Genomic DNA, 13,619 nt, shown 5'->3' with positions numbered 1-13,619 from the left:
ATGGTGCGGGGCATGCCGAACCTGCCCGATGTCGTGCTGTGGTCCATACCTGCCTTCGTGCTGCTCACCGTCATCGAGGTGGTGAGCTACCGGCTGCATCCCGACGAGGACGCGACCGGGTACGACACCAAGGACGCCGTCACGAGCGTCACGATGGGGCTCGGCAGCATCGGCTTCGACCTGCTGTGGAAGATCCCGGTCGTCGCGGTGTTCACGGCGGTGTACGAACTCACCCCGCTGCGGGTGCCGTTCCTGTGGTGGACGGTCCTGCTGATGCTGCTCGTCCAGGACTTCCTCTACTACTGGCAGCACCGGCTCCACCACGTCATCCGCATTCTGTGGGCCTGCCACGTGGTCCACCACAGCAGCCGCAGGTTCAACCTCACCACCGCCCTGCGCCAGCCCTGGACCAGCGCCACCACCTGGTGGTTCTACCTGCCGATGGTCGCCCTGGGCGTGCACCCGGCGGCGATCCCGTTCTGCTACGGGATCAACCTCCTCTACCAGTTCTGGGTCCACACCGAGCGCATCGGGAAGCTGCCCCGCGCCTATGAGTACGTCTTCAACACCCCCTCCCACCACCGCGTCCACCACGCCTCCCAGGGCGGTTACCTGGACCGCAACTTCGGCGGGATCCTGATCGTCTGGGACCGGATGTTCGGCTCCTGGGTGGGGGAGACGGAGCGTCCCGTCTACGGCCTCACCAAGAACATCGGCACCCACAACCCGCTGCGGGTGGCCACCCACGAGTACGCCGCCATCGCGCGCGACGTACGGGCCGCCGACACCTGGCGCGAACGCGCCGGACGCGTCTTCGCGGGTCCCGGCTGGCAGCCCACCCGCCCGGCGCCGGCCGTCGCCGAAGCGGCCGAAGCCGCGCCCGCCGCCACCGCGCCCGACTCCGCTTCCCCCGCCGCCCCCCGGGCCACCGTCGCCGCGGAGCCGGAGCGGGCCGCGTGAGCGCCATCGAAGCCCGTACGCCCTCCTGGGCGACCCGCCCCGGACCCGCCGCCGCCTCCGATCGCGCCGGACGGATCCTGCTCGCGGCCTTCGCCGTCGCGGCCGTCGCCGACCTCGGCTCCCTCCTCGCCGACTGGCACCTCGGGCACGTCCTGTTCAAGCCGCTGCTGATGCCGCTGCTCGTGGCCCACGTCATCACCCGCCGCGCCCCCCGGCTGCTGGTCGCCGCCCTGCTGTTCGGCTGGGGCGGGGACCTCGCGCTGCTCTTCGACGCCGAGATCGCCTTCCTGCTCGGCATGGGATCCTTCGCCGCCGGGCACGTCTGCTACCTCGTCCTGTTCGGGCGACGCCGCACCGGCCCGCTCCTCGGCGCCGCGTACGCCGCGGCCCTGATCGGGACCGTCGCCCTGCTGTGGGGCGACCTCCCGGCCGACCTGCGGATCCCCGTCGCGGGCTACAGCCTGCTGCTCACCGCCATGGCCTACCGGGCGAGCGCCCTCGGCCGGGTCGCCGGGGCGGGCGGGGCGCTGTTCCTGCTCTCCGACACCCTCATCGCGACCGGGGTCGCCGAGTGGCCCCAGCTGCCCCGGCCCGACTTCTGGATCATGGCGACCTACCTGGCAGCCCAGTACCTGCTGGCCGGCGGGGCCCTGCGCCGGTCCCCGGGCCGCCCCGATCCCGGGACGGGCGTACGGTAGGACGGTCATACAGGACCGCACCCCGGAGGACTGCACCACCATGCGCGCCACCGTCATCCACGCCCCGCACGACATCCGCGTGGAGGAGGTGCCCGACGCCGCGATCCGGCGTCCCGAGGACGCCGTCGTCCGCGTCCTGCGCTCCTGCATCTGCGGCAGCGACCTGTGGGCCTACCGCGGCGAGGCCGCGCGGCAGCCCGGTCAGCGCATCGGACACGAGTTCCTCGGCGTCGTCGAGGAGACCGGCTCCGCCGTCTCCGGCCTGCGCGCCGGGGACCTCGTCGTCGCCCCCTTCATGTGGTCGGACGGCACCTGCGACTACTGCTCCGAGGGCCTGTACACCTCCTGCGAGCACGGCGGCTTCTGGGGCGCGGTCGGTCACGACGGCGGCCAGGGCGAGGCCGTCCGGGTCCCGTACGCCGACGGCACCCTGGTGAAGCTGCCCGCCGAAGCCGTCTCCGACGACCACCTGCTGACGGGCCTGCTCGCGCTCTCCGACGTCATGGGCACCGGCCACCACGCCGCCCTGGGCGCCGGTGTCCGCGCGGGCTCCACGGTCGCCGTCGTCGGCGACGGCGCGGTCGGCCTGTGCGGCGTCCTGGCCGCCAAGCGGCTCGGCGCCGAGCGGATCATCGCCCTGGGCCGGCACGCCGTCCGTACGGACATCGCCAAGCTCTTCGGCGCCACGGACGTGGTCGCCGCGCGCGGGGACGAGGCCGTGGCGGCCGTCCGCGAGCTGACGGGCGGCCGGGGCGCGCACTGCGTCATCGAGGCCGTCGGCACCGAGCAGTCCATGCGCACCGCGGTCAACATCACCCGTGACGGCGGGGCCATCGGCTACGTCGGCGTCCCGCACGGCAGCGGCACCGGCCTGGACCTCGGGGTGATGTTCGACCGCAACATCACCCTGCGCGGCGGTGTGGCGCCGGTGCGCGCGTACATCCCGGAGCTGCTGGTGGACGTGCTGAGCGGAGCGATCGACCCGGCGCCCGTCTTCGACCGCGCCGTGTCCCTGGACGAGGTCCCGGACGGCTACCGCGCGATGGACGACCGCAGCGCGCTGAAGGTCCTGATCAAGCCCTGACGCTCCGGCGTGCGCAAGCCGGCGGGCCGGCCCCGGGACGCTCCCGGGGCCGGCCCGCCGCTGTGTCACCCGACGGCGTCGAGCGCCGCTACTTGACGGCCTTGAGCGCGTCGACCACGCCGGCGCCGTAGTAGCCGGTCTGGCCCCACTTGGCCTTGCAGGTGGTGGCGTCGATCAGGTTGCCGGTGCCGTCGTAGATCTTCGTCGGGCACGCGACCTTCGTCGCCTGGCCCTTCAGCATCGCCTGGAGCTGCGAGGGCGAGGCCCACGGGTGGGCGCTCTTGAGCAGCGCCGCGACTCCGGCGACGTGCGGGGCGGCCATCGAGGTGCCCTGCTTGTAGCCGTAGCCGCCGCCCGGGACGGTCGACAGGACGCGGCCGTTGGCGTCCGGGGTCGCCGGCACCTGCCACTTGTCGCCGCCGGGAGCGGCGACGTCCACGACGCCGAGGCCGTAGCTGGAGTAGTACGAGCGCAGCCCCTGGTCACCGGTGGCCGAGACGGTCACCACGCCCGGCAGCTGGGTGGGCAGGTCCAGGCAGACCTTCGGGTCGATGGTCCGCGGCACCGGGGTGCTGTCGTTCGGGCTGGTGTCGTCGAGGATGGAGTCCCCGGCCAGGTCGTGGTCGGAGTTGCCGGCCGAGGCCACGCTGAGCACGCCCTTGCGCTCCGCGTACTTCGTCGCCCGGGCGAGGGCCTCCACCAGCGCCTTCTGGTCGTCGTCGTTCTTGCAGGTGTAGTTCCACGGGTCGACGTAGTAGCTGTTGTTGGTCACCTCTATCCCCTTCTCGGCGGCGAACATGAAGCCGCAGACGACCGCCTCGGTGTAGAAGAGGCTGGTCGCGGGCTCGCTCACCTTGATGCCGGCGACCTTCACGCCCGGCGCGACACCGCTGACGCCCACGCCGTTGCGCGGGGCCGCGATGGTGCCCGCCACGTGCGTGCCGTGGTCGCTGCCGTCCGGGTACGGACGCCAGGCGCCCTCGGAGGTGTCCGCGACGCCACCGACACAGTTGGCGGACTGGCCCTTGGAGAAGTTCGGGGCGAGATCGGGGTGGGTGTCGTCCACACCCGTGTCGATGACGCCCACGGTGACGTTCGGGCTGCCATCGTTGATCTTGTGAGCCTGGTCGGCCTTGATCGTCCGCAGATCCCACTGGTTGGGCTCCAGCGGCTCCTGCCCCGGCGTCGCCTGCGCCGCCGCCTTGGCGGCGTCGGCCGCGCTCAGCTTCTGCGTCGCGCCCTCCTCGGTGGTCTGCACCGCGGAGAGCGGGGCCGTCCGAGTGGCGCCCACCGACACGAAGAGGCTGCGCTGGGACCGCAGCTGCTTGGCGAATTCGGGGTTCTGGGAGTGTGCGACGACGACCCCGATCTGCTCATAGGCCGTCACCACCGTTCCGCCGGCCCGCTCGATGGCCTTCTTCGCCTGCTTGGCCGTCCCGTACGCGGTCAGGTTCGCCACGTAGGAGAGCTTCGGGCCGTCGGCGGCGGGCTTCGCCGTCGTGGCCGTGGCCGCCGTGTTGCCGAGCGGGGCGGCGGAGGCCGCGACCGTGGGCAGGAAGGCGAGTGAGGCGGTGAGCGCCAGTCCGACCGGTACGGCAAGACGATTGCTCTTCCGGGCGGTACGCGACCCCAGATGCGCCATGGGTTCTCCACATCATCCGTGAAAAAGCCGTCCGCACGCGGTTTGCGCAGGACGGGTTCATGACACGCGAACCTAGTGCCGGTGTTCCCTTCTCCGCCATCAGTTCGAGGAATCAGTTTCCAAAGTAGTCACAGGTGTTGAACCGTCCCGACGCGCCGGCCGTGCCGTTGACAGGGGGGATCGGCACCACCATCCCCCCACACGGAGGTTGTTTTGTCCGTCGTCCCCACCGCACCCGCGTCACAAGGAGAGCCCCCCGTGACCACCGAAGAAGCGCCGCCCCACAGCGGCGCGGGACCGACCCCCGCGAGTCCCACGGCCGAAGACTTCACCCGCGTCCAGCAGAGCCCCGAGTTCGCCGAACTGCGCAGCTCGTACCGCTCCTTCGCGTTCCCGCTCACCGTCGCCTTCATCGCCTGGTACCTGCTCTACGTCCTGCTGTCCAGCTACGCGGGCGGCTTCATGGGGACCAAGCTCTTCGGGAACATCAACGTCGCCCTCGTCCTCGGACTCGCCCAGTTCGCGACGACCTTCCTCATCGCCTGGCTGTACTCGCGGCACGCCGCCGCCAAGCTCGACCCCAAGGCCCAGGCCATCAAGGCCCGGATGGAGGCCGGAGAATGAGCGCGATCCCGCAGTTGACCCTCGCGGCCGGGGCCACCGAGCACCGCCCGCTGATCATCACCCTGTTCGGCCTGTTCGTCGTCGCCACGCTCATCATCACGATCTGGGCCGGCCGCCAGACCAAGGACGCCGCCGACTTCTACGCGGGCGGACGCCAGTTCACCGGCTTCCAGAACGGTCTGGCCATCTCCGGCGACTACATGTCCGCCGCGTCCTTCCTCGGCATCGCCGGAGCCATCGCCCTCTTCGGCTACGACGGCTTCCTCTACTCCATCGGCTTCCTCGTGGCCTGGCTGGTGGCCCTGCTCCTGGTCGCCGAGCCGCTGCGCAACTCCGGCCGCTACACGATGGGCGACGTCCTCGCGTACCGGATGCGCCAGCGGCCCGTGCGGACCGCGGCGGGCACCTCCACCATCGTGGTCTCGATCTTCTACCTGCTCGCCCAGATGGCCGGCGCCGGCGTCCTGGTCTCGCTGCTCCTCGGCATCACCAGCGACGGCGGCAAGGTGGCCGTGGTCGCGCTGGTCGGCCTCCTGATGATCGTCTACGTGACCATCGGCGGGATGAAGGGCACCACCTGGGTCCAGATGATCAAGGCGGTGCTGCTGATCGCGGGCGCCCTGCTGATCACCTTCCTGGTGCTGCTGGAGTTCAACTTCAACATCTCCACACTGCTGGGCCAGGCCGCCGAGAACAGCGGGCAGGGCACCAAGTTCCTGGAGCCCGGACTCAAGTACGGCAAGGACTCCCTCAGCAAGCTGGACTTCATCTCGCTGGGCCTCGCCCTGGTCCTGGGCACCGCGGGCCTGCCGCACATCCTGATCCGCTTCTACACGGTTCCCACCGCCAAGGCCGCCCGCAAGTCCGTGAACTGGGCCATCGGCATCATCGGCGCCTTCTACCTGATGACCATCGCCCTCGGCTTCGGCGCCGCGGCCCTGCTCAACCGGGCCGACATCCTGGCCTCGAACAAGGCCGGCAACACCGCCGCCCCCCTGCTCGCCCAGGAGATCGGCGGCGGTGCGGGATCCACCGGCGGCGCGATCCTCCTCGCGGTGATCTCCGCCGTCGCCTTCGCCACCATCCTCGCGGTGGTCGCCGGCCTCACCCTCGCGTCCTCGTCGTCCTTCGCGCACGACCTCTACGTGAACGTCATCCGCAAGGGCAAGGCGACCGAGAAGGAGGAGGTCCGCGCGGCCCGTTGGTCCACCGTGGTCATCGGCGCCGTCGCCATCGGCCTCGGCGCCCTGGCCCGCGACCTGAACGTGGCCGGCCTCGTCGCCCTCGCCTTCGCGGTGGCCGCCTCCGCCAACCTGCCGACCATCCTCTACAGCCTGTTCTGGAAGCGCTTCACCACCCAGGGCGCCCTGTGGTCGATCTACGGCGGCCTGATCTCGGCGGTCGGCCTGGTCCTCTTCTCACCGGTGGTCTCCGGCAAGCCCACCTCGATGTTCAAGGACGCCGACTTCTACTGGTTCCCGCTGGAGAACCCCGGCATCATCTCCATCCCCCTCGGCTTCCTCCTCGGATGGCTGGGAACCGTCCTCACCAAGGAGAAGGCCGACCCCCAGAAGTTCGCCGAGCTGGAAGTGCGTTCCCTCACCGGAACAGGGGCTCACTGAGATCCGCCGAACACACAGCGTGGCCGTGTCGTACTTCCGTACGACACGGCCACGTCGCGTCTCGTTCAATCGGGCACGCCTCAGCGCCAAGCGCGTCGCGTAGGCTCGAAGGCAGCGCTACCGCGTACCCGCGACGGCGTCGTACTCGCTGAACCGGACAGGAGAGGGGGGCCACAGTGCTTCTCGACACGTACGGCCGCGTGGCCACTGACCTGCGCGTCTCACTCACCGACCGGTGCAACCTGCGCTGTACCTACTGCATGCCCGAAGAGGGACTGCAGTGGCTCGGCAAGTCGGACCTGCTGAGCGACGAGGAGATCGTCCGGCTGATTCGCATCGCCGTGACCGAGCTCGGGATCACCGAGGTCCGCTTCACCGGCGGCGAGCCGCTGCTGCGACCCGGCCTGGTCGGGATCGTCGAGCAGTGCGCCGCCCTGGAGCCCCGCCCCCGGATGTCGCTGACCACCAACGGCATAGGCCTCAAGCGCACCGCCCAGGCGCTCAAGGCGGCCGGCCTGGACCGGGTGAACGTTTCGCTCGACACCCTGCGCCCCGACGTCTTCAAGACCCTGACCCGCCGCGACCGGCACAAGGACGTCATCGACGGCATGGCGGCCGCCCGCGAGGCCGGCCTGACGCCCGTCAAGGTCAACGCCGTCCTGATGCCCGGCCTCAACGACGACGAAGCCCCCGACCTGCTCGCCTGGGCGGTGGAGAACGAGTACGAGCTCCGCTTCATCGAGCAGATGCCCCTGGACGCCCAGCACGGCTGGAAGCGCGACGGCATGATCACCGCCGGGGACATCCTGCAGTCCCTGCGCACCCGCTTCACGCTCACCGAGGAAGGCGCCGACGAGCGCGGCTCCGCCCCCGCCGAACGCTGGGTGGTCGACGGCGGCCCGGCCACGGTCGGCGTCATCGCCTCCGTCACCCGCCCCTTCTGCGGCGCCTGCGACCGCACCCGGCTCACGGCCGACGGCCAGATCCGTACGTGCCTGTTCGCGACCGAGGAGTCCGACCTGCGGGCGGCACTGCGCTCCGGCGCCCCGGACGAGGAGATCGCCCGCCTGTGGAAGGTGGCGATGTGGGGCAAGAAGGCCGGCTCCGGCCTCGACGACCCCTCGTTCCTCCAGCCCGACCGCCCCATGTCCGCGATCGGCGGCTGAGCGGGCCCGGACCCGCGTCCGACCCGCCGCGCCACCGCGAACGAGCTCTGCCCGAGCCCCGGTCCCGACCGGGGCTCAGGCGCGTTCCGAGCCCTCCGGCTGCACCCACTCGTCGATCTTCACGACGTCCTTGAGGAAGCCGCGCACCCCGAGGAACTGGGAGAGGTGCTCGCGGTGCTCCTCGCACGCCAGCCAGGTCTTGCGCCGCTGCGGGGTGTGCAGCGTCGGGTTGTTCCACGCGAGGACCCACACGGCCGCGTCGCGACAGCCCTTGGCGGAGCAGGTGGGGGCGGGCTCGGGGTCCGGTGCGTTCGGTTCAGGGGAGTTCACGGCCTCAACCCTACAAACACGCACCCGGGAGAGCTTCGGATGGGCGACGCCGGGCAGCCACGGGGGGAGCTGCCCGGCGTCGGTCCGTCGCTCCGACGGGGGATGCGGAGCGCGTAGGCAGTATGTCACGCAGGACCCGGTCGGGTGCACCGGAACTTCAGGATTGATCTGAGCTTTTATTGAGGTTTTCGGCGTCCAGTGCGGGGCGCACAGGCGCGGGCACGAAGTGCGAGGGCAGGGAGGGCGTCGACTCGCGTCCCGCGTTGGCGATGACCACCGCGACGTACGGCAGCAGGGCGCCCGCGACCAACGTCACGATCGCCACATGGCGCTCCACGTTCCACAGGACCACCGTCGCGATGACGGAAAGGGTCCTGATCGCCATCGAGATGACGTACCGGCGCTGTCGCCCCCGCACGTCCTCGGCGAGGCCCATCCGGGCCCCGGTGATCCGGAAGACCTCGGCCTCGTTCCGCTTCGTCAGCCGCACGTTCCACCACCTGATCCACCAGCCGGACGCACCCCGGTCCGGAACCCTTCCACCGTACGCCGCCCGCCGGTCGGCGTGGTGAGGGGGTGCCCCCCGAATGGCTCTGTCCGAAATGCGTCGTTCGCTGTACGGATCGAGACTGGTGCGACATGCGCACACCGCGCCGGAGGAGGCGACATGCATTGGTTGTGGGCGATCATCGTCGGTTTGGTGCTGGGCCTGATTGCCCGGGCGATCCTGCCCGGCAAGCAGCACCAGCCCCTCTGGCTGACCGTGATCTTCGGCATCATCGGCAGCGTCCTCGGCAACGCCGTCGCCACCTGGATCGGTGTCGCCGACACCAAGGGCATCGACTGGATCAGGCACCTGCTGCAACTGGTCGGAGCGGTCCTGATCGTCGGCCTCGGCGACATGGCCTACATGGCGCTGCGGGGCAACAAACGCACCGCCTGACGCCGGCCCCCGCGAGCCGGGGTCGGACGGCCGAGGGGCCGGTACGGACGACGCGTCCGTACCGGCCCCTCGTCGCGTGCGGGGTGCGTCAGCCGGTGACCTCGACGGCGGCCAGGTTCTTCTTGCCGCGCCGCAGCACCAACCAACGGCCGTGCAGCAGGTCCTCCGCGGCGGCGACCGCGTCCTCGGAGGTGACCTTCACGTTGTTCACGTAGGCGCCGCCCTCCTTCACGGTCCGCCGGGCGGCCGACTTGCTGGCGACCAGGCCGGTCTCCGCGAGCAGGTCCACGATCGGGCCCGGCTCGGCGACCTTCGCGTGCGGCAGTTCGGACAGGGCCGCGGCCAGCGTGGCCTCGTCCAGCTCCGCCAGCTCGCCCTGACCGAACAGCGCCTTCGACGCGGCGATCACCGCGGCGCACTGGTCCGCGCCGTGCACCAGCGCGGTCAGTTCCTCGGCCAGCGCCCGCTGCGCGGCGCGCGCCTGCGGCCGTTCGGCGGTCTGCGCCTCCAGCGCCTCCAGCTCCTCACGGGACTGGAAGGACAGGATCCGCATGTAGGTCGAGATGTCCCGGTCGTCCACGTTCAGCCAGAACTGGTAGAACGCGTACGGGGTGGTCATCTCCGGGTCCAGCCAGACGGCCCCGCCCTCGGTCTTGCCGAACTTCGTGCCGTCCGCCTTGACCATCAGCGGCGTCGCCATGGCGTGCACCTGCGCGCCCGGCTCGACCCGGTGGATCAGGTCGAGGCCGGCCGTCAGGTTGCCCCACTGGTCGGAGCCGCCCTGCTGGAGCACGCAGCCGTGGCGCCGGTACAGCTCCAGGAAGTCCATGCCCTGGAGCAGCTGGTAGCTGAACTCGGTGTAGCTGATGCCCTGGTCCGACTCCAGCCGCTTGGCGACCGAGTCCTTCGTCAGCATCTTGTTGACGCGGAAGTGCTTGCCGATGTCCCGCAGGAACTCGATGGCGGACATGCCCGCCGTCCAGTCCAGGTTGTTCACCAGGACCGCCGCGTTCTCGCCCTCGAAGGACAGGAACGGCTCGATCTGCGAGCGCAGCCGGTTCACCCACTCCGCGATCACCGAGGGGTCGTTCAGGGTGCGCTCGGCCGTCGGGCGCGGGTCGCCGATCTGACCGGTGGCCCCGCCGACCAGCGCCAGCGGACGGTTGCCCGCCAGCTGGAGCCGGCGCATGGTCAGGACCTGCACCAGGTGACCCACGTGCAGCGAGGCCGCCGTCGGGTCGTAGCCGCAATAGAACGTGACCGGACCGTCCGCGAACGCCTTGCGCAGCGCTTCTTCGTCGGTGGACTGGGCGAAGAGCCCACGCCACTTCAGTTCGTCGACGATGTCCGTCACGGTCTCTCGACTCCTTCGATGTCTGAAATTGCCATGGTCAGTCTAGGTGGGTCAGACGCCCTTGCTGACCGAGCTCATGTTGAAGTCCGGGATGCGCAGCGCCGGCATCGCGGCCCGGGTGAACCAGTCGCCCCACTCGCGCGGGAGGGTCTTCTCGGTCCGGCCGGCCTCCGTCGCCCGCGACAGCAGGTCGACGGGGGACTCGTTGAACCGGAAGTTGTTCACCTCGCCCACGACCTGCCCGTCCTCCACCAGGTAGACGCCGTCCCGGGTGAGGCCCGTGAGCAGCAGCGTGGCCGGGTCGACCTCCCGGATGTACCAGAGGCAGGTCAGCAGCAGCCCGCGCGAGGTACCGGCCACCATCTCCTCCAGGGACTTCTCGCCGCCCCCGTCCAGGATCAGGTTCCCGAAGCCGGGGGAGAGGTCCAGCCCGGTCAGAGCGGCGCTGTGGCGGGTCGTCGTCAGTCGCTTGAGCTCGCCCTCGGCGATCCATTCCGTCGGCGGGACCGGCAGACCGTTGTCGAAGACGGACGCGTCGTCGCCGGAGCTGTGGGCGATCACGAACGGCGCGGACTCCAGGCCCGGCGCGTGGGGATCGCTGCGCAGGGTCAGCGGCAGCGGGGAGAGCCGCTCGCCGAGCCGGGTGCCGCCGCCGGGTTTGGAGAAGACCGTGCGGCCCTCCACGGCGTCCCGGGCGGCCGCCGACCACATCTGGTAGATCAGCAGGTCCGCCACGGCCGTCGGCGGCAGCAGGGTCTCGTACCGCCCGGCGGGCAGCTCGACCTTCCGCTCCGCCCAGCCCAGGCGCACCGCGAGCTCCGCGTCCAGCACCGTCGGGTCGACGTCCTTGAAGTCCCGGGTGGATCGTCCCGCCCAGGCCGAGCGCAGCCGGTCCGGGGACTTGGCGTTGACCTCCAGGGTCCCGTTCGGCTGGTCGTGGCGCAGCCGCAGGCCCGTGGAGGTGCCGACGTACGTGGAGACCAGCTCGTGGTTGGCGAAGCCGTACAGCTCCCGGCCGCCCGCGCGGGCCCGGGCGAAGGCCTCGCCGAGGGCCGGCGCGAAGTCGGCGAACACCGCCGAGGAGGTCTCCGCCGGGGCGTCGGTGAAGTCCGGGGAGGCCGGCGTGCCGGTGACCAGGGGCCGGGCGTCCTCGGCCGGACCGGCCCCGCGCGCGGCCGCCTCGGCCGCCCGTACGAGCGGCTCCAGGTCGGCGGCGGTGACGGCGGAGCGTGACACGACCCCCGAGGCCGTCCCCTCCTTGCCGTCCACGGTGGCGATGACCGTCAGGGTCCGGCCGCGGGTGACGCCGTTCGTGGTGAGCGCGTTGCCGGCCCAGCGCAGGTTGGCGCTCGACTCCTCGTCGGCGATGACGACGCAGCCGTCGGCCGTGGACAGTTCCAGGGCCCGTTCGACGATCTCGTGCGGCTTGGTTCGGGTCGACATCAGCGTCCGGCCTCCTGCGTGGTGTTGAGACTGTGCCGTCCCGGGGGGCGACCCCCGGACCCCCGGGGGGCGGGGGAGTGACCGTCTGCCCTCATCGGCCGGCCTCCTGCGTGGTGTTGAGGATGTTCACGTCGCGGAACAGCGCGGACGGGCAGCCGTGCGAGACCGCGGCGACCTGGCCGGGCTGGGCCTTGCCGCAGTTGAAGGCGCCGCCCAGGACGTAGGTCTGCGGTCCGCCGACCTTCTCCATCGAGCCCCAGAAGTCGGTGGTCGTGGCCTGGTACGCGACGTCGCGCAGCTGCCCGGCCAGCCGGCCGTTCTCGATGCGGAAGAAGCGCTGCCCGGTGAACTGGAAGTTGTAGCGCTGCATGTCGATCGACCACGAACGGTCGCCGACCACGTAGATCCCGCGCTCCACCCCGCCGATGAGGTCCTCGGTGGACAGCCCGCCCGGATCCGGCTGGAGGGAGACGTTCGCCATCCGCTGGACGGGCACGTGCCCGGGGGAGTCGGCGTAGGCGCAACCGTTGGAACGTCCCAGCCCGGTCAGCTTCGCGATCCGCCGGTCGGTCTGGTAGCCGGCCAGGGTGCCGTCCTTGACGAGGTCCCAGCTCTGCGCCTCGACGCCCTCGTCGTCGTAGCCGATCGTGGCGAGGCCGTGCTCGGCCGTGCGGTCACCGGTCACGTTCATGATCGAGGAGCCGTACTTGAGCTTGCCCAGCTGGTCGAAGGTGGCGAAGGAGGTCCCCGCGTACGCCGCCTCGTAACCCAGCGCCCGGTCCAGCTCGGTGGCGTGGCCGATGGACTCGTGGATGGTGAGCCACAGGTTGGACGGGTCCACGACGAGGTCGTAGCGCCCCGCCTCGACGCTCGGGGCCCGCATCTTCTCGGCGAGCAGGCCGGGGATCTCCTCCAGCTCGGCGTTCCAGTCCCAGCCGGTGCCGGTCAGGTACTCCCAGCCGCGCCCGGCGGGCGGGGCGATGGTGCGCATGGAGTCGAACTCGCCGCTCACGCCGTTCACGGCGACGGCGGTGAGCTGCGGGTGGATGCGCACGCGCTGCTGGGTGGTGGAGGTGCCGGCGGAGTCGGCGTAGAACTTGTTCTCGTGGACGGCGAGCAGCGAGGCGTCGACGTGGGCGACGCCGTCGGCGGCCAGCAACCGCGCGCTCCAGTCGGCGAGCAGGGCCGCCTTCTCGCCGTCCGGCACCTCGAACGGGTCCACGTCGTAGGCGGAGATCCAGGTCCGGTCGGCGTGCACCGGCTCGGCGGCCAGCTCGACGCGCTCGTCGGAGCCCGCGGCCTTGATCACCTGGGCGGACAGCTTCGCCATGGCCACGGCCTGCGAGGCGACCTTGGCGGCGGCGTCCATGGTCAGGTCCACACCGGAGGCGAAGCCCCAGCTGCCCCCGTGCACGACCCGTACCGCGTAACCGAGGTCGGTGGTGTCGGAGCCGCCGGAGGGCTTGGCGTCGCGCAGCCGCCAGGAGGCGCTGCGGATGCGCTCCAGCCGGAAGTCGGCGTGGTCGGCGCCCAGCGCGCGGGCCCGGGCGAGCGCCGCGTCGGCGAGCGCCCGCAAGGGCAGCGCGGTGAAAGCCGCGTCGATGGAATGGGCCACGGAAGTCCTCCCGGGGTCGGGGCCGGTAGCCCCGATCATGTCGCGCTCGAGGCAGTTGTGCCTACATCTTTCTGTAGGGACTCGACAGAGCCCGCCTCAAGGCCCTGTCGGAGCCGGATTCTCCGGATGCCCCGGGCG

13 protein-coding genes are annotated in these 13,619 nt (G+C 71.1%); 7 read left to right on the top strand and 6 right to left on the bottom strand.

Annotated elements, in window-relative coordinates:
- The first annotated feature begins 12 nt into the window (after positions 1–12).
- From ACFY0I_RS23925 to ACFY0I_RS23915, 3 genes are read left to right on the top strand one after another with little or no spacing between them, the layout of a single operon-like run.
- The gene (locus ACFY0I_RS23925; RefSeq protein ID WP_388899281.1) at positions 13–960 is read left to right on the top strand and encodes a sterol desaturase family protein; all 948 of its coding nucleotides are present in this window, start codon (positions 13–15) and stop codon (positions 958–960) included.
- Positions 957–1,658, top strand: a complete 702-nt coding sequence (locus tag ACFY0I_RS23920) for a lysoplasmalogenase (protein ID WP_388899278.1) — start codon at positions 957–959, stop codon at positions 1,656–1,658. The genes ACFY0I_RS23925 and ACFY0I_RS23920 overlap by 4 nt, the downstream gene beginning before the upstream one ends.
- A gap of 40 nt (positions 1,659–1,698) precedes the next feature.
- On the top strand, positions 1,699–2,742 hold the full coding sequence (locus ACFY0I_RS23915) for a zinc-dependent alcohol dehydrogenase family protein (RefSeq protein WP_388899275.1): 1,044 nt from the start codon (positions 1,699–1,701) through the stop codon (positions 2,740–2,742).
- 88 nt (positions 2,743–2,830) lie between these two features.
- On the opposite strand, the gene ACFY0I_RS23910 is transcribed toward ACFY0I_RS23915, so the two are convergent.
- A complete protein-coding gene (locus tag ACFY0I_RS23910; RefSeq protein ID WP_388899271.1) occupies positions 2,831–4,384 on the bottom strand; it encodes a S8 family serine peptidase in 1,554 nt (517 codons plus the stop codon).
- A gap of 258 nt (positions 4,385–4,642) precedes the next feature.
- On the opposite strand from ACFY0I_RS23910, the gene ACFY0I_RS23905 reads away from it, so the two are divergent.
- The 3 genes from ACFY0I_RS23905 to moaA all read left to right on the top strand — a co-directional run bounded on the left by ACFY0I_RS23905 (position 4,643) and on the right by moaA (position 7,796).
- Positions 4,643–5,008, top strand: a complete 366-nt coding sequence (locus ACFY0I_RS23905; protein ID WP_388899268.1) for a DUF485 domain-containing protein — start codon at positions 4,643–4,645, stop codon at positions 5,006–5,008.
- On the top strand, positions 5,005–6,630 hold the full coding sequence (locus ACFY0I_RS23900) for a cation acetate symporter (protein ID WP_388899265.1): 1,626 nt from the start codon (positions 5,005–5,007) through the stop codon (positions 6,628–6,630). The genes ACFY0I_RS23905 and ACFY0I_RS23900 overlap by 4 nt, the downstream gene beginning before the upstream one ends.
- 176 nt (positions 6,631–6,806) lie before the next feature.
- Positions 6,807–7,796: a GTP 3',8-cyclase MoaA gene (gene moaA, locus ACFY0I_RS23895; RefSeq protein WP_388899262.1), complete on the top strand. Its 990-nt coding sequence runs from the start codon at positions 6,807–6,809 to the stop codon at positions 7,794–7,796.
- A gap of 75 nt (positions 7,797–7,871) precedes the next feature.
- Here moaA and ACFY0I_RS23890 read toward each other — a convergent pair whose 3' ends face one another.
- Positions 7,872–8,126 (bottom strand): hypothetical protein, encoded by a 255-nt coding sequence (locus ACFY0I_RS23890; RefSeq protein WP_388899259.1) that lies wholly within the window; start codon positions 8,124–8,126, stop codon positions 7,872–7,874.
- 157 nt (positions 8,127–8,283) lie between these two features.
- Positions 8,284–8,562: a DUF3099 domain-containing protein gene (locus ACFY0I_RS23885; protein ID WP_388899881.1), complete on the bottom strand. Its 279-nt coding sequence runs from the start codon at positions 8,560–8,562 to the stop codon at positions 8,284–8,286.
- A 231-nt stretch (positions 8,563–8,793) separates the two neighbouring features.
- Here ACFY0I_RS23885 and ACFY0I_RS23880 point away from each other — a divergent pair, with 231 nt between their 5' ends.
- Positions 8,794–9,069 carry a GlsB/YeaQ/YmgE family stress response membrane protein gene (locus ACFY0I_RS23880; RefSeq protein ID WP_281208326.1) on the top strand — a complete coding sequence of 92 codons (276 nt, stop codon included), beginning with the start codon at positions 8,794–8,796 and terminating at the stop codon, positions 9,067–9,069.
- A gap of 88 nt (positions 9,070–9,157) precedes the next feature.
- Here ACFY0I_RS23880 and tyrS read toward each other — a convergent pair whose 3' ends face one another.
- The 3 genes from tyrS to ACFY0I_RS23865 all read right to left on the bottom strand — a co-directional run bounded on the left by tyrS (position 9,158) and on the right by ACFY0I_RS23865 (position 13,520).
- Complete coding sequence (gene tyrS, locus ACFY0I_RS23875) at positions 9,158–10,423, bottom strand: tyrosine--tRNA ligase (protein ID WP_388899256.1); 1,266 nt, start codon at positions 10,421–10,423, stop codon at positions 9,158–9,160.
- A gap of 51 nt (positions 10,424–10,474) precedes the next feature.
- The gene (locus tag ACFY0I_RS23870) at positions 10,475–11,866 is read right to left on the bottom strand and encodes a metallopeptidase TldD-related protein (protein ID WP_388899253.1); all 1,392 of its coding nucleotides are present in this window, start codon (positions 11,864–11,866) and stop codon (positions 10,475–10,477) included.
- Between the two features lie 91 nt (positions 11,867–11,957).
- A complete protein-coding gene (locus ACFY0I_RS23865) occupies positions 11,958–13,520 on the bottom strand; it encodes a TldD/PmbA family protein (RefSeq protein WP_388899251.1) in 1,563 nt (520 codons plus the stop codon).
- Between the last annotated feature and the right edge of the window lie 99 nt (positions 13,521–13,619).

This window comes from Streptomyces sp. NPDC001568 (genome assembly GCF_042893755.1).
Classification (GTDB): Bacteria; Actinomycetota; Actinomycetes; order Streptomycetales; family Streptomycetaceae; genus Streptomyces.
This window is presented reverse-complemented; position numbering and strand designations above follow the sequence as displayed.